Source organism: Brevibacillus fortis (assembly GCF_046196545.1).
Classification (GTDB): Bacteria; Bacillota; Bacilli; order Brevibacillales; family Brevibacillaceae; genus Brevibacillus; species Brevibacillus fortis_A.
The window spans coordinates 2,930,038-2,949,352 of sequence record NZ_CP176370.1 but is presented as its reverse complement, the minus strand read 5'-3'; the positions used below and the strand labels follow the sequence as shown (position 1 = coordinate 2,949,352).

Sequence of the window (19,315 nt, the reverse complement as noted above, 5' to 3'; positions counted from 1 at the left end):
ATTACTTACCGCACATGCCCATTGCTTTACTCCGCATTACTTCTTATTCAAATAATCTTCTACTGATTTTCGCTTATACTTGCTTGTCGCTTTTTCGATCATCTTTTCATATTCTTCTTGTTGTTCCTTATCATCTTTTCTTTTTTTGCGCTTATCTTCCCTAGCCTCCAGTGTTCTTTTCCCATTCCTATTCGTTTTGTTTTTACTATCTGATTTTTTGCCACCATTATAGTATTCGATGTCAGAATCATAACCAGTTATCGCTCGTAATACTTGTAAGCTACGCAATATTTTCTCTTTATATTGCGGATAGATCTCTTCTACTGTTTCCTGGTATAAATTCCTTCCTATTCGATGGTTTTTTAACCGTGTCAGAGTTAGGGTCTGTGCCTCTAGTATTTTGCTATACTGGGCCATTTTTTGCTGAATACTTTTAATCTCATCCTCTTCTATATTGTCTAATTGTTCCATCCATGTAGCGAACTCATTTTCTATGATATCGAAGTTCTCTTTTTCTTTCTCAAACGTTTCCTCTTCTTCTTGTTGTACATCAAAAAATGGGTAGTAATCTGCCTCTATTTTCTTAAGTATCATGTATTCGTTTCGAATTTTGTTTTTCTCTAATTGATAAATAAATACACATTTTTTATCGTCACGTTCCTCTAACTGGGAAATCCCTTCTGGAATAAACCTCATTTTTTCTGGCTTCTTTACATCGTCAATTTCTTCAATCTCATCGATAAGAATTTTGTTTCGCTTCAGTTTAGCTGACACGATTTCTAAAATATTGGTAGACGAAGCTTTCCCCTTTGTAACCTCACCAAAATGAGCAACTTTATTTGCTTCGTTCCCCACCCAATCTGCCGGATTTTGATTTTTCAAAAAGTCTGTAGGTAAAGATTGATGCATGGAGTAGCGAATCCCTTTCACTCTCTTTGCATCGAAATTATTGGAATCAATGTCATAGAGCTCCTCATTTCCGTCCTTATCGGAAAATGCGAGGTTGAATCTTGCTGTGTGGCTTTTTCTCGTAAAATCCAAATTCCCTTCATCCATTGTTTGCGAAAACTGTTCGAAAGAAGATTCTCCCTTTGTTGGACTACCAAATTTCCATTTCTTTTCGTCAGTCTTCGTCATATCCGCTTTCGCATCCCATTTAAACGGAATTCTGACTGGTAGCTGAATTTCCCATGGCTTCATTGAATCAACCTGTTTCAAAGCACCTAGCTTTACCAATTGTTCTTGATCCACACTAAAGTTCCATTGATCGTATTTCACCTCAACAGAGTACGTATACTCTGTACCTTTACCCGCTCCCCGTAGCATTTTTTCAATCGTATTATTATAGGAATGCTCGTTGTTTTTCACATCTTGCGGGGCTATATTCCACGCTTGGTTCGCTTCGATTCCTCTGACAATCTGATAACCGACCAAGTGCCCCCCATCGTATGCGGTTTTGGCTGCATCATTTTTTCCATCCCGTATCAATCGCTCTTCTGTACCCAAATTACCGATCGCACTGACAACAGGATCTCCTTTACGATCCTTTCTCGATGTGCCTTTTTTTACGATAGCAGAAACGGAATGAGGACGATCACATGTATCTCCTAATTCATCTGTCTTGGAAAAAAAGCTTTTATTTACATTGTCTTCGCCAAATGTATCTTTCAACACACCAAAATAGGTGGGGAGACCTTTATCTGCTCGCACAGCAGTAAATTGACCTTCATTATCCGGATCGTTATCATACTCATTTGTTGCGTAATTGGTTGGTTCAATACCCTTGAATTTGCCTTGTATGACTGGTTGGTTATTACTTTGCTTTTGGAGTAAATGGATCATGGCTTTGTTTCCGATTTTTTTGGCGAGCTGCAAAACATGTGGCGTTGAGTTTTTAGCGCTTGGGGATAGAGTAGAATTTTCAGGGGTTTGACGATAACTTGATTGCGAATCCTGATTTTGGGAAAACATCACATCACCTGCCAGTACGATCATTTATCGAATCTTTTCTTATCATATCAAATTCTGTCTTTTTTCCCAATCAGTGATCGGCAAAAGAAAAAGCCGACGACTCACAAATTAAGTCATCGGCTTTCCTCCTTATTTGCCCACAGAGACAAAGGATTGCTCGGGCGCTTTCTTTTTCGGTGCTTTGGCATCGCCTTTCTTCTGGCTCATTTCAAAAGCGGCCAATATCGCCTCTTGGCGCTTCATACCGGATTTCTCCAACTCCTCCATCGTGGAGACGATTTGCTTGTAATCTTTTGGAATGACTTTGACAAACTGTTGGACGGTACGTTCCCACTCATCGAGCAAAGCTTGTGCATGACGGCTGCCTGTGTAGCTGACGTGGTTTTCCAGCAAGCGCTTGACTCGAGCGATCTCCCGTTGATCTTCCAGTGTCTCCAGGAGTACCATCTCCTGATTGCACATGGAGGCGAACTTCTCTTTATCCTCCGCCAGAACGTAGGCAGTACCTCCTGACATGCCTGCTGCAAAGTTTTTGCCGACGGGGCCGAGAACGACGACGCGTCCTCCTGTCATGTACTCGCAGCCATGGTCGCCTACTCCTTCAACGACTGCAGTCACTCCGCTGTTGCGAACGCAGAATCGCTCACCAGCCATCCCGTTGATATACGCCTCTCCAGAGGTCGCTCCGTAGAACGCAACGTTTCCGATAATCATGTTGTGCTCTGGAGCGAATTTGCTTTTTTTCGATGGTGCGACCGTAATTTTGCCGCCCGACAACCCTTTTCCTACGTAGTCATTCGCATCTCCCTCGAGATGAAGCGTGATCCCTCGAGGAACAAACGCCCCGAAGCTTTGACCTGCCGAGCCAGTAAAATGCAGGCGGATTGTATCCTCCGGCAGACCGTGCTCGCCAAAGCGTTTGGTTACCTCGCTGCCCAGGATCGTACCGACCACGCGATTCGTATTGGTGATGGCGAGCTTTGCCTCTACCTGCTGCTGTTTATTCAATGCTGGCTTGCACAACTTGAGCAGTTTTTGACGATCCAGCGTTTCTTCCAGCTTGTGATCCTGGTTGCGCTGATGATAGCGGCCCACTTCCTCGGAGACATCCGGTTGGAACAAGAGCGCTGACAAATCAATGTGCTTGGCTTTCCAGTGTTCTTTTGCCTTGTCGCTCATCTTCAGAACATGGCTCTGACCGACCATCGACTCGAGGGAGCGATAACCCAGCTCCGCCATGATCTCACGAACTTCACGGGCAACGAGACGCATGAAGTTCACAGCGTGCTGCGGATCGCCTTTAAACCGTTTGCGCAGCTCGGGATTTTGTGTCGCCACACCCACTGGGCATGTATCGAGGTGGCATACGCGAGCCATGACACACCCTATGGAAACAAGTGGTGCTGTAGCGAAGCCGAATTCCTCCGCACCGAGCAAAGCTGCAATGACGACATCGCGTCCCGTCATCAGTTTGCCGTCCGTTTCCAGAACCACACGGTCGCGCAATTGGTTCAGCAATAGCGTCTGATGTGTCTCAGCAAGACCGAGTTCCCATGGCAGTCCTGCGTGCTTGATGCTTGATTTTGGGGAAGCGCCTGTGCCGCCATCGTGTCCACTAACCACAATGACATCTGCAAGACCTTTTGCCACACCAGCCGCAATCGTTCCGACTCCAGCCTTGGATACGAGCTTCACGCTGATTCGCGCACGCGGATTCGCATTTTTCAAGTCAAAAATCAGCTGTGCCAAATCCTCGATTGAATAAATATCGTGATGGGGCGGCGGCGAAATGAGTCCAACTCCTGGTGTCGATCCGCGCACTTCGGCAATCCATGGGTAGACTTTGCTTCCTGGCAATTGACCGCCTTCGCCCGGCTTTGCTCCTTGTGCCATCTTAATTTGGATCTCAGAGGCATTGACCAAATAATGACTGGATACTCCAAAGCGTCCTGATGCGACCTGCTTGATGGCACTGCGTCGCAAATCTCCGTTTTCATCCATGATGTAACGTGCTGAATCTTCGCCGCCTTCCCCGCTATTGCTTTTCGCACCCAAACGGTTCATGGCGATCGCTAAGGTCTCATGCGCTTCCTTGCTGAGAGAGCCGTATGACATCGCCCCCGTTTTAAAACGATGAACAATGGAGTCAACAGATTCTACCTCGTTCAGCGGGATCGGCTGTCGATTGGACTTGAAATCGAGCAAATGCCGCAGGGCTACGAATTGCTGTGCTGTCGCTTGCTCCGCATAGATTTTGTACTGCTCATAGCTGCCTTCCCGACAAGCTTTTTGCAGGGCATGAACCGTCTTCGGATTGAACAGGTGGAACTCACCGTCACGGCGGAACTGAAAATCGCTGCCCGCCTCCAATGCTTCCTCGGAGTGCTCTGGCAAAAATGCTTTCGCATGGCGAAGCAAAGTCTCTTGTGCAATCACATCTAGTCCGATCCCCGAAATCTGAGAAGGGGTACGGCTAAAATAGCGAGCTATGACGGCAGAATGGATGCCCACCGCTTCAAAAATTTGTGCGCCGCGGTAGCTCTGAATAGTCGAAATGCCCATCTTGGACATGACTTTTACGACACCTTCTACAGCTGTTTGCAGGTACATTTCGACTGCTTCGTCGTTAGTAATATCCTTCAGCTTAGTCGATACAACCAACTGGTTTACCGTTGAGATGGCGACGTATGGGTTGATCGCGTCAACACCGTAACCAATCAGCATGGCGAACTGGTGTACGTCACGCGGTTCTCCGGATTCTATAATGATGCTCGCTTTGGTACGTGTCCCTGCGCGGACGAGATGATGATGAAGTCCACTTCCAGCGAGCAAAGCAGGCATCGCAGCCAAATCTTGATTCATTCCGCGATCTGATAAAATAAGCAAGGTGTAGCCAGTAGCAATCGCTTCATCCGCCGCAGCGAACATTTGATCAAGTGCCAGCTCTAGCCCCTTTTCGCCCCCTTGCGCCGGGAAGAGTATCGATAATGTTTTCGCCTTGAACTCTTGGTATGGGTTCGCGCGAAGCTTCGCCAGCTCTTGATTGGAGATCAAAGGATTGGTCAAACGAATTCTGCGGCAATTGCTCTCATCCGGTGCCAAGAGGTTTCCTTCCGCGCCAAGCACAGTATGAGTCGATGTTACGCACGCCTCCCGTAGCGCATCAATCGGCGGATTCGTAACTTGGGCGAAAGACTGTTTGAAATAGTGGTACAAAAGCTGTGCGCGATCAGACAAAACCGCGAGTGGTGTGTCTACGCCCATCGAACCAATGGGGTCTTTTTGTTCAGCCACCATCGGGGCTAGTACCTTGTCGACTTCCTCCTGTGTATAGCCAAACGCTTTTTGGTGCGCAAGCAGGCTATCTCCTTGCAGCTCCTCCGTGCGACCTGCTGCCGGCAAATCCTCGATAGCATGCAGGTTGTTTTTCACCCATTCCCGATATGGCTGTTCACTTGCGATTTTTTGCTTGATTTCCTCGTCAGATACGATTCTGCCTTCTTCGAGGTCGACAAGCAGCATTCGTCCAGGGCTAAGCCGACCTTTTTGTACGATTGTTTCATCTGGTACTTCGAGAACTCCAACCTCCGATGAGAAAATGATGGTATCATCGGATGTTACATAGTACCTCGCTGGACGCAATCCGTTTCGGTCGAGAATCGCGCCGATGTGTCTGCCATCCGTGAAAGAAATAGCTGTTGGACCGTCCCACGGCTCCATGAGGCAGCTATGATACTGGTAAAAAGCTTTCTTATTTTCGTCGATTCGCTCATCCTGATCCCACGGTTCAGGAATCATCATCATCGCGACATGCGGCAAGGAGCGACCTGCCAGCGAGAAAAACTCCACACAGTTATCCAAAATCGCTGAATCACTGCCCGCCATATCAATGATCGGCACCACTTTAGCCAAATCAGCACCAAAAGCCTCGGACTGGAACATTTTTTCACGAGCCATCATCCAGTTCATGTTTCCTTGCAAGGTGTTGATTTCCCCGTTGTGAATCAAATAACGATTCGGGTGCGCCCTCTCCCATGTAGGGAATGTATTCGTGCTGAAACGCGAGTGAACGACCGAGAAAACAGAAGTGTATGAATTATCTTTCAAATCTAGGTAAAAAGCATCCAGTTGCCCTGGTGTGAGCAATCCTTTATAGACAATCGTACGCGAAGACATGGAAGCGGCGTAAAAATCAGCACCTGCTGCCCGTTCCACCTGCTTGCGAATGACGTACAGCTTCCGTTCAAATGCCATTTGGTCCTGTATATTCGAGCTGGCTCCGATGAATACTTGGCGGACATAAGGCTGACTCGCTACAGCCGTTTTGCCAATTTTCGTCGCATCGACAGGAACTGTTCTCCAGCCGAGCAGTTTTTGTCCCTCAGCTGCGACAATCGCCTCCAGCTGATCTTCATACTTTTGCCGCTTCGCCTCATCCATCGGAAGAAACAGCATACCTACACCGTATTTGCCTGGCACTGGCAGCGTGATATTCAGCTCTTTACAGGTCTTTTTGAAAAAGGCGTGTGGAATTTGCGTTAAAATCCCTGCACCGTCTCCCGTTTCCGGATCACTGCCTTGACCGCCGCGGTGTTCCAGTTGGCACAGAATTTTCAGACCCTTTTGCACCATATCATGCGTCGATTTCGATTTCAAATTTGCAATAAAACCAATTCCGCAAGCGTCATGTTCGAAAATCGGATCGTACAGACCTTGCTTAGCAGGCATTCCTTGTGTCGTCATGTATCTCCACTCTCCTTGCTCTCTCTGGTATGTACATTTTAGATTGAGTGAAACGATACAAACAATATATAATTTATGCAAAATCTATCTCAAATCGAGATAAATAGGTAAGGTGGGGGTATTCATGGAGCTACGACAGATTCAATACTTCATCGAGGTTGCCAAACGAGAGCACTTCACCGAAGCCTCACATCATTTGCACGTCGCCCAATCTGCCCTAAGTCGGCAAATCGCCAATCTGGAGGAGGAGCTCGGTGTGTCACTGTTCCTCCGCGAAGGTCGCAATATCAAGCTGACGGCAGTTGGAAAAATCTTTTTGCAGCACGTCGAAATGGCGATGAACGAAATCGAGAAGGCAAAAGAGAAGATTGAGGAGTTCCTCGACCCTTCACGTGGCACGATTCGGGTAGGCTTTACGAGCAGCCTCGCCGCCAATCCCCTGCCGACGGTCATCTCCGGTTTTCGAGCCCGGTATCCGGATATCGGTTTTCAATTAAAGCAAGGCTCTTATCAGGGGTTGATCGACTCGGTCATCAATGGAGAAATCGACTTGGCTTTTCTTGGACCTGTTCCCACTCAGGAAAAAAATGTGCGTAGCTACATCTTCTTCGCTGAAAACATCGTGGCCCTACTGCCCGCCAAGCACCCGCTGTCCAAGCAGCCGAGCTTGCGTCTCAGTCAATTGCAGGAAGATACTTTTGTGTTGTTCCCACCCGGTTTCGTCCTCCGCAATATCGCAGTCAATGCTTGCTCACAAATGGGCTTTTCTCCTCAAGTTGCTTTTGAAGGGGAAGATATCGATGCGATTAAAGGGTTGGTGGCGGCAGGCTTGGGCGTCACTTTGTTGCCAGAGCTTACGTTAACGGATAACGTTCCTCGTGAGACAGTGAAAATTCCGATAAGTGAACCATTGGTGACGCGAACAGTGGGCATTATCATCCCCAACAACCGTGAGCTTCCCCCTTCTGAAAAGCTTTTTTATCATTTTCTGAAAGAGTTTTTTGATGTGCTGAGTAAGTACAGTTAAGGGGAAAAAATTTCAAACTACTGACAGACAGTTGTCAGTAGTTGGTCCTTATAATCGGAAGTACCATCCATTTGAAGGAGGAATTTCAATGAAGAATCTCACACAAACCTTGCGGGGCTTTGCTACGATCAGTTATTGGGCGGATGATATGCAGGCGGCAAAAAAGTGGTACTCGGAACTACTGGGCATTGAGCCTTACTTCGAACGGTCTGGACCGGATGGACAACTCGCGTATGTCGAGTTCCGCATTGGAGACTACAAGCACGAACTAGGCCTCATTGATCGCCGTTTCGCACCTGCTGCTGCGGTACCTGGTCCGGGTGGCGCTGTGATGTACTGGCACGTCGACGATATCAAATCCGTTCTGGATAAGTTGTTATCCATGGGAGCAAGAGAGTACGAACCACTGATCCAACGAGGTGACGGATTCATAACGGCTTCTGTCCTTGATCCGTTTGGGAATGTCCTCGGCATCATGTACAATGCTCACTACCTGGAAATTCTCGGTTCGTTCCAAACAGAGTAAGCGAAAAAAAAGTCCTGATGAACAGATGCATCAGGACTTTTGTGTATCTTCATTCCAGTCGCAGCCAGTAGCTTTTCACAAGTGTCTCCCCGTTTGAAAAGTCTTTGTCTATGGCTCGCGTAAATCCCAGGCGTTCATACAATTTGATTGCGGATGCCATCATGTCAGTTGTATGGAGATAAAGCGTCGTTGCTCCTAGTCTCTGCGTGCGATGGATAGTCGCCAATATCCATTTGCAAAGGGGAAAAACTGTCAGCGTCACCAGTCTGAAAAAGGCGGAAGAATTCAGGCTTCAATCCGTCGAGCCGTATAGATTTAGGTAAAGGAAGCGAATGTCATTCACGGAACGAAAGACACGGTATGGGAAAAGCTCATCGCCAGACAGATACCAAGATGAATTTATCGAGGCTGACCCGCTTGTGAGGATATAACGGGTCAGCTTTTTTCCTATCCTTCCCTTTTATCCCAATCCTCTAGCGTCATCATTTTGAAGGCTTCCTCAAAATCAATACGTAAGGGTGCGATGAATTCCAATAAGTTGCCATCAGGATCTTCGAAGTAAATAGCAGCGTGAGCTTGGGGGTTATTCGGCAATACAAGCGGCTGTTTTTCTGGTGGGAAACCGAAGCTAGTTGTTACCTCTATCCCCTTCTGTTCCAACCACTTCTTCGCTTCATCCATATCTTTACGATCAATTTGAAAGGCTACATGACGTAACGAAACGTGATAAGGAGTATCTACCCGGTCTGTCTCCCATAATCCTAACCAGCTGCGCCCTTTTTCAATCCAAAAGAAAGCGATTGTATCAGTCTGATGTGCGAGCTCCATATCGAGCTGTTTGTAAAACTCAATGGATCTCAAGAGATTTTTGACAGGTAAATGTGCTTCGTATAATCCTTTAATCATACTGGACATCCTCCCTTGTCTTTTTCAACATTATCGTATCATATGTATGATAATATTGGCAATTGTGATCGCAGCTGTTAAAAAATAGTTGGCACCATGCCCCCGTCCATACGGATTGGTGAACCTTTAAATGCGGTTGCATATGGGCTGGATACGAATGCTACCAGCCTGCCTATTTCAAAAGGCTTGATAAACCGCTGTAATTCGGATTGGGGCAGGTTTGCTGCCATAAATTGCTTCTCTTTTTCCGAAAATGGCATATCATCAGGAAACAAACGATCAATGATTTGATAGACATTTTCGGAAAGCGTTGGTCCTGGCATGATTGTATTGGATGTGACTTCTGTTCCTACCGTCAGTTTAGATAAACTTTTTGACAGTGATAATAGCATAGATTTCGTCATGCAATACTGAGGCATTTGCCCTGAAGGCATGATCGCTTCTTCACTTGCTATAAAGATGATTCGTCCAAAATTGTTCTTCAACATGTTAGGCAAGTAAAATTTAGATAATCCATTAGCAGCAAGGACATTTGTTCGGAAGTATTTTTCCCATACTTCATCGTCAACGTCTTCATAGGACATGATCTCATAAATACCCATATTATTAACGAGAATATCCACGTGGGGATATTTCTCAAATAAAGCTTCTCTTTGCTGCCTATCCACAATATCAGCTGTAGCATTCTGAGGAGAAGTATCCGGGAATTCCGACTTCAATTCATGTACGATTCGTTCTACCTCTTCATCATTCCGTCCATTTACGAGGACATTGACGCCTTCTCTGGCAAGCTCAATGGCAATTGCTTTCCCTATACCTTTTGTCGATCCAGTTACGAGAGCAGTTTTGTTCCTTAATCCCATATCCATAACAATTGTCTCCTTTGTAGTCACGCCAAGCTGACTAGAAGTTAATCTTGGAACACCCTTGTGCTCCGGATAGAGATATCCTACTTTGTCTGGATCGTTCGGTAACTAGCGTACAACGCCAAATTTCTTGCTTCACCCGCCAATTATTGAAACTGGGAGAATGATAGCACTGCTTGGAACTGGTTAGGTTAAGGATTCTATGACGGCTGGATTGACCCGAAAGTATTCGGAACGCCAATTGGAAGGTGTATCGCCTTCCCAAAGGCGAAAGGCCCGGTAAAAGGAGTTCTGATCTTCATATCCAATTAAGAAAGCCACTTCTTTTATATCGAGCTTGGGGTCAGCCAAGTATTCTCGTGCCTGTTCATGTCGTGCCTGTGTCAACAGTTGCTTGAACGATGTGCATTCATCCGTAAGACGGCGCTGCAAGGTACGATCGCTCATTCCCAACTCGCTGGCAACAGCTCGAATATCAAGGCGGCCTCCGGTTAGACTTCGCTTCAAGATCCACTTGACCATCTCAGCAATCGAATGACTGCCCTGTTCATCCAATGATCGATCCAATACAGGTGTCAATATCTCCAACAATTCTTTGTTATACGAAAGAAAGCGGCGGTCCAGATCCCGCCGATGGAGTGTTAATCGGCTATGGGTGGCACCAATCCGTATCGGGCAACCGAAGTAAGCTTCAAGAGCAGTTACATCCCCCATCAAGTTAGAAAATTCCACGGACTGTGCAGTTATACGCTTGCCCGTGCCTCGTCGCCCAAGTTCTAGAAGAAAGGCTAGCGTGGTTCCAACCAGGACTGGTGGTCCGGGTTGCTCGCTGTGCATCCACTCCAATTCGATTGTACAGCGCTCGCCTTCCTCTGTTATACGCAACCTTTCCGGAGGGCACAGTTGTTTGTACCGGGCCATTCGATTAAGCGCGTCGCGATAGTCACGAGCATGGTAGGTCGCTAAAACAGTCGGTGGGTATTGTGCCGTTTCAAAGTTGGTGGAAAGCTTGATGATTCCGCTAGCAGTGTCACCAACTAGATCCGCGTACGCTTGCCAGATTCGGAAATATTGGGCAGTGGTGACTTCAGCTGGTTCTGTAAAAATGGTGAGCGGTAGGCTCGCTTTGCGAGCTAGGTCGTGGGGGGCGATCCCTAGTCGTTGTAATCCCGCCCAAAACCCTGCCGGGAATTTTATACGATCTGATTTCATTACGTATGGATCTCCTTTAGTTGCTTACCGATTCGTTCCGATTATGATTAAGTATACAGGAAGGCACCCCTAATTTTTCTTCACAAAAATTAGGGGTGCCTTTCGAGTAACTGGTACCAAAAACCTTTGCTATGGTACCCGTTATTTATGCTTTCCCATTGCTTTCATGATTTCTTCAATCCCGTCTATTTTCGCTAGAGCCATCGGTCCTGGTAACGAAGGGTCTGCCAATTCATAGATCCGGTTGTTTTTGACGGCGTTCAAGCTATTCCAGACATTGCTTCCTTTCAATGCCTTTTTCACTCCACCTTGGATCGGCGCTTGCCAATTATTGATGACGAACAGATGGTCTGGATTTAATTGAGCGAGGCCCTCAAGTGAGAGCTGCCCATTTTCATTAGCCCCTTCCGTTCTCTTTAATCCAAGTCCGTTGTAAAATGGATCGAATCGTCCATCGGTCCAAGTAATGAACTGTTCTTTCCCTCTGTACATGACGAACATGACTGACTCCTGATTGCGAAAGGCGAGTTGTTCTTTGTATGCCGCCGATTTTCGATCAAACTCGGCTAGCACATTCGCAGCCTTCTCCTCTTTTCCAATAATAGCTGCTATTTGTTGAAGGGTTTCACGCCAATCCCCAGCCTGTGGCAAGATGACAGTGGGTGCAATTTGCGATAATTTTTCGTATTGGTCGCGCATGTCATCAGCGGCAATGATGACATCAGGCTGAACAGCCAGCAGCTTCTCCAGATCAACCTCCATCCCCAGGTCGATGATATTTTTATCTACCACTCGTTTACTTAGACTGGGAAAATTCGTTGTAATCGTCGATACACCTTGGGCAGCAATTGGGTACTCATCCAAAACAGCCAAGTAGTCAACAAAAGCAATGTACGGCGTCGCGATTTTTATTGGTTTTTCTTGAATGACCGTTTCACCTGATAGATGCGAGATCGTCCGTGGAAAAGCACTCTCGCTCTTTACAGGCGTTGGGCCTTGGTGTCCCTCTTGTTTGTTCGTAGTTGGTGCAGTTGTTTGTTGGCTCGATCCTTCACCGCATCCTGTTATCATCAGAACGAAAATGATAACAAGGGCCATAAAAATAGTACCCTGTCGCTGCATACTCCGTCTTCTCTCCTTTTTGAGGCTCTCCTACATAAAACCATATGTAAATGAGATTCGTTATCAACGCCCCAAATAATACTACTGGTCGGCAATCCATACTACCTGTAGACGGAATAGTTTGCTGGTTATCGGGATACTGAGCTTACCTGTTAGAGGAACTTCTCACGAATGCGCTTGGGTTGACACCATATTTCTCCCGGAATGCTTCGGCAAAGTAGCTCGTATTCGTATATCCGATGGCACTCGAGGTTTCCGTCACATTCATTTCGCCTTGTTGAAGTAAAAACAAGGCTTTTTCCAACCTCTTTTCTCGCAAGTAGCCAAAAACGGTTGTGCCAAACATTGCTTTAAAACCTGTCTTCAGCTTGAAGTCGTTTAAACCTATCATCCGGGACAGCATAGGTAATGAAGGCGGGTCTGCCATGCATTCCAACATGATCTCTCTTGCTTGTGCGATCTTTTCTTTGTCGCTTTTCGATAAGGGAACAGACGCAGTGTCTCTATCCAGTAGAAAGGATTGAAACGCCATCGAAAGCAGTCCCAATACGCCAGTTTCCATCTCTATCTTTTTCGTTCCGGGTTTGGCGACGTACTGCATCACACGCTGGAGTACAACAGAAGCAGCAGGAGACAACTTTTCCTGAAAGATACGGAACGATTGTTTTCCAAGAACTTGCCTGAAATCAATGGAACGCTCACTATTCGACTCCTCCATGAAATGATGGAAGGTCGACACCGGAATACCGATACCAAGCATATGGAACGGCTCATTTCCACCGTATTCAAACCGCGCTTCCACTTCTGACATGAATTGAAGCGAGCAAATTCCTGGCAGTAATTGGTGCTCTTTGCCTTGCACGCTTATGCCTCTTTCCCCTTTTAAACAAAAATTAAGCTCTACCATCGGGCTTTTCGTAGAAAGAGGGATGCTCTGTTGTCGGTAAAATGTATAGTCGGATACAACCACTTCCATATCATACCGAGGAAGAAACCGACGAACATACCCCTCACCCATCTCTGGATGAAGGGTCAAATGTGTGTTCTGATCCACATTTTGCTGTTCCAGATTCATTTGATCGAAAAAAAGATGAAAGTTTTCTTGAATGTCTGTAGAATTCAACTCTGTCCACCCCACCAGTTGTGTAAAAAGCAGATGATAATCATTCTCAAATTATAGCGGTTCGAGGAAAATTTTACTATGATAATGGGAATAGTGGCACATTTCAGCAAGAGAGGTGATATTCCAATGCTAGATTTAGCGAGTCCTGTATGGGGAACGCTACAAGGTCCTTATGGTTTTTCTGATCGCGTCCCAGCGCTCATCCAGCATATTCAGCACGACTATTTTTCCGAGGAAAAAGAAGAGTTGTATTGGGAGCTTCTGTATCATCAAAATACGATTTATCCATGCACATATGCCGCTGTTCCCTATTTAGTAGAGATTGCTCTAAAAACAGAGAGCCCTGATATTCTGTTGGACATCTTTATAACCTGCGGCATTTTCGAAGCCAGTAGCGAAAATGCGCCTCATATGGATGTGCCATCGGAGTTTTTACGCGATCAGACACCATTATTGGATGAAGAGACCATCAGAGAGATCTATCGTGAATACCGCCGTGCCATTCTATCGCTGACAGAGCAAACAGAATCAATCCTTCACTTAGTACGGATGGGAGAGCATGACACAGACAAACGCTACATACTAGCTGCGGACGCTGCCTTTCGTGGGGATAAAGACATTGCCAACATGCTTCTCACCTTTTCTGAGGGAGAAGAATATGTGACAGTGTGTCCGACGTGCGATCAGTCTATCTATTTATGGCCGGATGAGGATGAGGATGAGGAAAGCTTGTTCGCCTACGAAGAAGACCCCGTTTTTCATGGTACAGCGAAACGATTTTCGATCATCGCCAAAAGACCGGATATGACAAATGACAGTGGACTTCAGGCATTATACCAACGTGCATTTGCGATTGAGGATAAAAAACTACTTGCCCAACTTCCTTATCTTGGTGGTGAATTGAACTGTTGCTCATGCGACACCCGTTTCCAAGTATGGAAGGGACTCTTTCTATAAACAAAACAAAAGGCCCAAGCTAATGCCTTGGCCTTTTGTCTTTATGATACGGTTACATCCGCTAAAGTGCCTTTTGTTGCTTGTAACAAGCACTCTACTTTCATCTCGATTTGCACGCCAATGTTTCCGCCACTGACGATGATCGTCTCTAGCGATTGTGCCCGTTGATCGATCACCGTCGGAAACAATTTCTTCATCCCCACTGGCGAACATCCACCACGAATATACCCAGATACTTTGGTAATCTCTTTCACGGGAATCATCTCGATCTTCTTCTCGCCAACTGCTTTCGCCGCTTTTTTGAGATCAAGCTCGGCTTCAACGGGAATGACAAACACATAATACGCTTTGCTCGTCCCTTGCGAAATCAATGTTTTATAGACAACGTTCTCTTCACGACCGATCTTTTGGGCGACAGCGATGCCGTCGATTTTTCCATCATCCGTTGCATATGTAAGCATGGTGTATGCGATTTTTTCTTTATCCAATATCCGCATCGCATTCGTTTTACCTTGCTTCACGCCATTTCACCTCCGCTACACGCTGGTCAACAAAATATAATCTATCTTAGGGGATGACGTTCTACTTTTCAATAGAAAAACGCCACTGACACAAGCATGTCAGCGGCGTGCTATTGGTTACTCTTATTGAATCGTTACCTCGTCAATCTCGATATGGCCTGCAGGGCTAATCCATACACCCTGTACGTTCTTTTGAATCGCCGCCAAGTTCTCGGAGAATCGGAACGGAATAAGCGGTGCTTCGTTCATTTCGATTTGTTGTGCTTTTTCATAGATTTGTTTGCGTTTTTCTGCGTCTGGTTCTCTGCGTCCTTCGTCAATCAGCTTGTCCACTTCCGGATTGTTGTAGAAGGAATGGTTACCAGGTGCGCCATGTGCTTTCGAGTGATACAGGTTCGCTTGGTTGTAATCGGGATCGCCCGTAGCATTCCCCCATCCACTCATGAACAGGTCTGTCTCCCCTTTGGATGCTGCTTCGATATAAGCCCCGAATTCCATAACGTCCAGTTGCAAGTCAATGCCGATTGGCTTCAGTTGTTGTTGCAGTACTTCGGCTACGCTAATGCGGGCCTTGTTGTCATTCAACGCGATTTTTGCTTTGAAGCCGTTTGGATATCCAGCCTCTGCGAGCAATTGCTTCGCTTTCTCGACGTCATACGGAATGTCTTTTACATTCGGACTGTACCCAACCATCGCTGGTGTAATGGAGGAGTGAGCTGGTGTTCCCACGCTGTTGTAAACGCCTTCAATAATGGTCTTCTTGTCGATTGCGTGGGCAATGGCTTGACGAACACGCACATCATCAAAAGGCTTTTTCTTTGTATTCAACCCAATGTGATCGACCGAGAACCCAGGGTATCGACCCAATTGCATCGATGGAGAATTTTGTACGCGATCGATGTCTGTCACAGGCAGGTTTTCTGCCACGTGAACTTCTCCTGTCTCAACCATGGCTAGGCGAGTCGTGTCTTCTGGTACAGTTTTGAAAACGACTTTATCCAGGTTTGGTGTACCACCATAGTAGCTATCGTTTCTCACGAGAACCACTTCTTGGCCAGGCGTCCATTTTTCGAATTTGTACGGGCCTGTACCGGTTGGATGTTTGCTCAAATCTTTTCCATATTGTTCAATGGCTTTCGGGCTAATGATGCTTCCCTCTGCACTCGCCAAAACAGACAAGAGCGGTGCGTACGGGTAATTCAGAAGAAACTGTACGGTGTACTCATCTACTACTTTCACTTCTTTGATGGCTTCAAACATATTAATCCGGCTGGAGCCAACGGCAGGGTCCTGAACGCGAGCGATCGTTGCCATTACCGCTTCTGCATTGAAAGGTGCACCATCATGGAACGTCACGCCTTGACGCAGCTTGAACTCCCATGTCAAGTCATCGAGCTGCTTCCACTCACTTGCCAGGGATGGGACGTATTTGCTTTCTTTATCCATCCGGACAAGCCCTTCGTATACTTTGTGATGAACGATTGCTGCTGAAGGGATTTGGGACAGGAAATGCGGATCGAGGTTGTTCGCATCGGACAGACGAGCGATGACGAGGGTTCCTCCTGTTTTGCCAGCTTCCGCAGTACCCCCTGCTTGTCCAGCGTTAGTGGACGCATCCTGCCCCGACGAACACCCTGCCAAAGCCGCAGATACCGCGATTGTCATAGCAATCAGCGTGTGATAAAAGCTCTTCTTTTTCATCTGTGTTCCCCCAATTCTTGTTGCCAATGTTTTAGCATTCAAACATGTTTTATTTTAAATAATATTCTGTCATTATGTTTTCACTTTATTTACCTTTATTTTCAGTTTCTTTACAACTTTATATATAAACAAAAAACTCTCCCCTATGGCAGCGATAGAGTTGTTCAGAGATTATCTGACAAATTCACTTTTTAACAGGCCGTATATGTATTCATCATAATGTTGGCCGTTCGTATAGATCATATTCCGAGGCGTACCCTCCAGTTGAAAACCGAGGTGTTCATGCAATCGTTGCGGCTTCCGAAGCATACCCTCTGCGATGATAGTCGCGGAAAATGGCCACCCCATATTGAAAATTTCCATTCCGGGGATCACAGTGATGCGAATTGATCGTCCCTACCAATTCTCCATCCAAGGTTTCAATTGCAAGCCGCATATTGTCTCCGTCAGGGACTCTGGCTGCTTGCTGCTCTGTCCACAATCTCGCTCCCGCTTCAGATCTAGGAAAATAAATGGCATCAGATGCTCTTGCTATATCCGAATCGTGGTCATTTTCGTGAAACTTCTCCCAATCCTCGGGAACGACCAACCATTCTCATCCACAAAATACGCCATAAAAAAAAGAGAGACTCCTCAAGAATCTCTCTTTCTTCCCTAGCTTCTATTACGATGATCGAGTCAAAGGATTTTTCATCATATTGACGTACTGCACCACATACAAATACTGCTGCGTTAACAACTCCGCATCCGCTTTTACTTCCTGCAAATAGCGATTGCCTTCCACATGTAGGTCTTCTATCAATGCGGCGAGGAAGCTCATATCGTATTCGGTCGCGAGCTCTTGCAGCTTTTTCAGCTCCTGCAAATCTTGCCTGTCAAGTTTATGGATTCCTTTGAGTAACAAGCGTTCCTGCCAATCCATTAGCTTTTCGGTAAAGGAATATAACTCCTCCATGATTTTACGTCCACTCCCTCACCGTTATAGGTCTAACTTAAAGCTCGTCAGCGATTTGCCTTGCATGATGCTGATCGGATAAAGCCCATCTCCTATTTTTTGCACAAGCAAATACACATCACGCAACTCTAGCAGCCGTTTGTTTTGCTCAAGATGACGTATATTGCGGGCGAATTTCCCCTGATAGGAGATGCTCAATTGGAGGGAATGACATTGCTCGTCTTCGATCGTCAGAATCAACTGCTGTGTCTTCTGATCGAATTCGACTTGATTGAACTTGTTCGCTTTTAATATAAAAACCGAGTCCAACGCAGTCTCAAACATATCGCCTGCCGCGTTCTTCCCGTCACTTGACCAGTCGCGAACGAACACCTTGCCGAGATCCAGCTCTTCGATATTGTCCCTGGGCACGATGCTTAGCCGCGTCTCTTCACTGGAAGACAAGCGCTGCTCCCGATTCGTCTTTGCCTGTGTCAGGATGACCTGTGAATGAGAGAGCTCCTCCATGGAGATCAACTCGCCCCAGGGTACCTTGCCTTTATAGCTGTCCTTAAACGAAAAAGATATGCCTTCATAATATACGGGGCGCGCTTCTGTATATGTGTAGATGCGCTGATCAGAAAGCGAATAAAAGTAATACGTAATCCCCTTGTACCCTGACCGCGTCTCCCATGGATTTGCTCCCAATGCATACAGACTTAACTGCGGAACCATATGGTACTTACTCTTGAAGCTGCCGAGCAGCTGCTTTTTCGCTTCGGTGTGATCGGTCTTCTCTAAGGCGAGCAAACTGAGATACACCCGGGAAAGCCGGTCGAGCAACGCTTCCGTTGAAAACTTGACATGACGCTGAAAAAATAAGTTCAGCTCCCCATGAATACCCCGAATGTCCTTTTCCACGCGGGGAAGATTGCCGTTATGCGCAGCAATAGCAAGCAGCTCCAGCCGTGTACAAATCGTCTGGGATAGCTTCGCCAAGCCGATGCCAAGAATCTCTGCGATTAGCGATTTGGCTTCCGCTACGACATCCGGTTCGTAGCTGACATCGGTTACGGACGCTTGTAACTGCTCACGATCCTGTAGCTGATGCATGGCCCGATATCGCAAAATGACCTCCAGCTTGTGCAAGCAATTTCCTTTCGCCTTGCAGGTGCACATGCTCTTCCCGATCTCCGATTCACTGTCAAAAGATACGGATATATCTTGGGTGCGCAATGTCATGGTTAAAAAGGATGTTTCAACGATCTCCATTTCCTCGAAATAGTCGAGGCGAAACAACACTTCTTCCAGCTGCGCTGGGGTAAAAGCCTTGCTAATGTGAGTCGGCTGCAATTGCAAGAGCCAGCTAAAGTCAGGCTTGTAAGTCTCCAGCTCTTCCGCGGTCTCTGCTCCTGCTTGCAAATGGTTTTGAGCATAGTAGACGATGGCGATGATGACATGCTTGCATATCTTGTCAGATGGACATGAGCAGGAAAAGCGAATAATATCTGCATGAAGTCGGCATACGCTGTCATCTGACAGCGCACACTCGACGTAATCGTCCCCGAACTCGTAGGAAACGGTCATTCCTTTTTCCATTTCCTTGATGGAACGATTGTAAATTCCTTTGTTCGCGTATTTAATCAGATACTCTTCGTTGCACAGCGCGATAAACCGATGAAATTCTGATGTGAAATCCGCCATCG

Annotated in this window: 15 protein-coding genes and 1 pseudogene; 3 read left to right on the top strand and 13 right to left on the bottom strand. The window is 46.5% G+C overall.

Annotation, left to right across the window (positions count from 1 at the left end; translation table 11 throughout):
- Positions 1 to 36 precede the first annotated feature (36 nt).
- On the bottom strand, positions 37 to 1,995 hold the full coding sequence (locus ACKKE8_RS15165) for a hypothetical protein (protein WP_409178862.1): 1,959 nt from the start codon (positions 1,993 to 1,995) through the stop codon (positions 37 to 39).
- A gap of 105 nt (positions 1,996 to 2,100) precedes the next feature.
- A complete protein-coding gene (gltB, locus tag ACKKE8_RS15160; RefSeq protein WP_409178861.1) occupies positions 2,101 to 6,714 on the bottom strand; it encodes a glutamate synthase large subunit in 4,614 nt (1,537 codons plus the stop codon).
- A 124-nt stretch (positions 6,715 to 6,838) separates the two neighbouring features.
- On the opposite strand from gltB, the gene ACKKE8_RS15155 reads away from it, so the two are divergent.
- Together ACKKE8_RS15155 and ACKKE8_RS15150 are read left to right on the top strand one after the other, a co-directional pair.
- Positions 6,839 to 7,741, top strand: a complete 903-nt coding sequence (locus tag ACKKE8_RS15155; protein ID WP_409178860.1) for a LysR family transcriptional regulator — start codon at positions 6,839 to 6,841, stop codon at positions 7,739 to 7,741.
- An 88-nt stretch (positions 7,742 to 7,829) separates the two neighbouring features.
- Positions 7,830 to 8,267 carry a VOC family protein gene (locus ACKKE8_RS15150; protein ID WP_409178859.1) on the top strand — a complete coding sequence of 146 codons (438 nt, stop codon included), beginning with the start codon at positions 7,830 to 7,832 and terminating at the stop codon, positions 8,265 to 8,267.
- Between the two features lie 49 nt (positions 8,268 to 8,316).
- Here the strand turns inward: ACKKE8_RS15150 and ACKKE8_RS15145 are convergent.
- The 6 genes and pseudogenes from ACKKE8_RS15145 to ACKKE8_RS15120 all read right to left on the bottom strand — a co-directional run.
- A pseudogene (locus ACKKE8_RS15145) lies at positions 8,317 to 8,478 on the bottom strand (GNAT family N-acetyltransferase); the annotation flags it as partial.
- Between the two features lie 236 nt (positions 8,479 to 8,714).
- Positions 8,715 to 9,173 (bottom strand): VOC family protein, encoded by a 459-nt coding sequence (locus ACKKE8_RS15140; protein WP_409178858.1) that lies wholly within the window; start codon positions 9,171 to 9,173, stop codon positions 8,715 to 8,717.
- A gap of 77 nt (positions 9,174 to 9,250) precedes the next feature.
- Positions 9,251 to 10,042: an SDR family NAD(P)-dependent oxidoreductase gene (locus ACKKE8_RS15135; RefSeq protein WP_409178857.1), complete on the bottom strand. Its 792-nt coding sequence runs from the start codon at positions 10,040 to 10,042 to the stop codon at positions 9,251 to 9,253.
- Between the two features lie 183 nt (positions 10,043 to 10,225).
- Positions 10,226 to 11,251: an AraC family transcriptional regulator ligand-binding domain-containing protein gene (locus ACKKE8_RS15130; RefSeq protein ID WP_409178856.1), complete on the bottom strand. Its 1,026-nt coding sequence runs from the start codon at positions 11,249 to 11,251 to the stop codon at positions 10,226 to 10,228.
- A gap of 141 nt (positions 11,252 to 11,392) precedes the next feature.
- Positions 11,393 to 12,373, bottom strand: a complete 981-nt coding sequence (locus tag ACKKE8_RS15125; RefSeq protein WP_409178855.1) for an ABC transporter substrate-binding protein — start codon at positions 12,371 to 12,373, stop codon at positions 11,393 to 11,395.
- 145 nt (positions 12,374 to 12,518) lie between these two features.
- Positions 12,519 to 13,496, bottom strand: coding sequence for a helix-turn-helix transcriptional regulator (locus tag ACKKE8_RS15120; RefSeq protein ID WP_409178854.1), 978 nt, complete (start codon positions 13,494 to 13,496; stop codon positions 12,519 to 12,521).
- A 126-nt stretch (positions 13,497 to 13,622) separates the two neighbouring features.
- Here ACKKE8_RS15120 and ACKKE8_RS15115 point away from each other — a divergent pair, with 126 nt between their 5' ends.
- Positions 13,623 to 14,453: a hypothetical protein gene (locus ACKKE8_RS15115; RefSeq protein ID WP_409178853.1), complete on the top strand. Its 831-nt coding sequence runs from the start codon at positions 13,623 to 13,625 to the stop codon at positions 14,451 to 14,453.
- Between the two features lie 41 nt (positions 14,454 to 14,494).
- On the opposite strand, the gene ybaK is transcribed toward ACKKE8_RS15115, so the two are convergent.
- From ybaK to ACKKE8_RS15090, 5 genes are all read right to left on the bottom strand, one after another.
- Positions 14,495 to 14,974 carry a Cys-tRNA(Pro) deacylase gene (gene ybaK / locus ACKKE8_RS15110; protein WP_409178852.1) on the bottom strand — a complete coding sequence of 160 codons (480 nt, stop codon included), beginning with the start codon at positions 14,972 to 14,974 and terminating at the stop codon, positions 14,495 to 14,497.
- A 123-nt stretch (positions 14,975 to 15,097) separates the two neighbouring features.
- Positions 15,098 to 16,675, bottom strand: a complete 1,578-nt coding sequence (locus ACKKE8_RS15105) for an ABC transporter substrate-binding protein (protein ID WP_409178851.1) — start codon at positions 16,673 to 16,675, stop codon at positions 15,098 to 15,100.
- 280 nt (positions 16,676 to 16,955) lie between these two features.
- Complete coding sequence (locus ACKKE8_RS15100) at positions 16,956 to 17,264, bottom strand: GNAT family N-acetyltransferase (RefSeq protein ID WP_409178850.1); 309 nt, start codon at positions 17,262 to 17,264, stop codon at positions 16,956 to 16,958.
- Between the two features lie 75 nt (positions 17,265 to 17,339).
- Positions 17,340 to 17,630, bottom strand: coding sequence for a hypothetical protein (locus tag ACKKE8_RS15095; protein WP_409178849.1), 291 nt, complete (start codon positions 17,628 to 17,630; stop codon positions 17,340 to 17,342).
- Positions 17,631 to 17,654: 24 nt separating this feature from the next.
- Entirely contained in the window at positions 17,655 to 19,313 is a 1,659-nt protein-coding gene (locus ACKKE8_RS15090; RefSeq protein WP_409178848.1) for a hypothetical protein, read from the bottom strand.
- Positions 19,314 to 19,315 lie beyond the last annotated feature (2 nt).

What these genes read in the sequence shown, in the direction of transcription:
- ACKKE8_RS15165 (WP_409178862.1), bottom strand. Translation starts at nt 1,995, where the DNA reads ATGATCGTACTGGCAGGTGATGTGATGTTTTCCCAAAATCAGGATTCG.
- ACKKE8_RS15090 (WP_409178848.1), bottom strand. Translation starts at nt 19,313, where the DNA reads ATGGCGGATTTCACATCAGAATTTCATCGGTTTATCGCGCTGTGCAAC.
- ACKKE8_RS15115 (WP_409178853.1), top strand. Translation starts at nt 13,623, where the DNA reads ATGCTAGATTTAGCGAGTCCTGTATGGGGAACGCTACAAGGTCCTTAT.
- gltB (WP_409178861.1), bottom strand. Translation starts at nt 6,714, where the DNA reads ATGACGACACAAGGAATGCCTGCTAAGCAAGGTCTGTACGATCCGATT.
- ACKKE8_RS15125 (WP_409178855.1), bottom strand. Translation starts at nt 12,373, where the DNA reads ATGCAGCGACAGGGTACTATTTTTATGGCCCTTGTTATCATTTTCGTT.
- ACKKE8_RS15130 (WP_409178856.1), bottom strand. Translation starts at nt 11,251, where the DNA reads ATGAAATCAGATCGTATAAAATTCCCGGCAGGGTTTTGGGCGGGATTA.
- ACKKE8_RS15155 (WP_409178860.1), top strand. Translation starts at nt 6,839, where the DNA reads ATGGAGCTACGACAGATTCAATACTTCATCGAGGTTGCCAAACGAGAG.
- ACKKE8_RS15105 (WP_409178851.1), bottom strand. Translation starts at nt 16,675, where the DNA reads ATGAAAAAGAAGAGCTTTTATCACACGCTGATTGCTATGACAATCGCG.
- ACKKE8_RS15095 (WP_409178849.1), bottom strand. Translation starts at nt 17,630, where the DNA reads ATGGAGGAGTTATATTCCTTTACCGAAAAGCTAATGGATTGGCAGGAA.
- ACKKE8_RS15140 (WP_409178858.1), bottom strand. Translation starts at nt 9,173, where the DNA reads ATGATTAAAGGATTATACGAAGCACATTTACCTGTCAAAAATCTCTTG.
- ACKKE8_RS15150 (WP_409178859.1), top strand. Translation starts at nt 7,830, where the DNA reads ATGAAGAATCTCACACAAACCTTGCGGGGCTTTGCTACGATCAGTTAT.
- ACKKE8_RS15135 (WP_409178857.1), bottom strand. Translation starts at nt 10,042, where the DNA reads ATGGATATGGGATTAAGGAACAAAACTGCTCTCGTAACTGGATCGACA.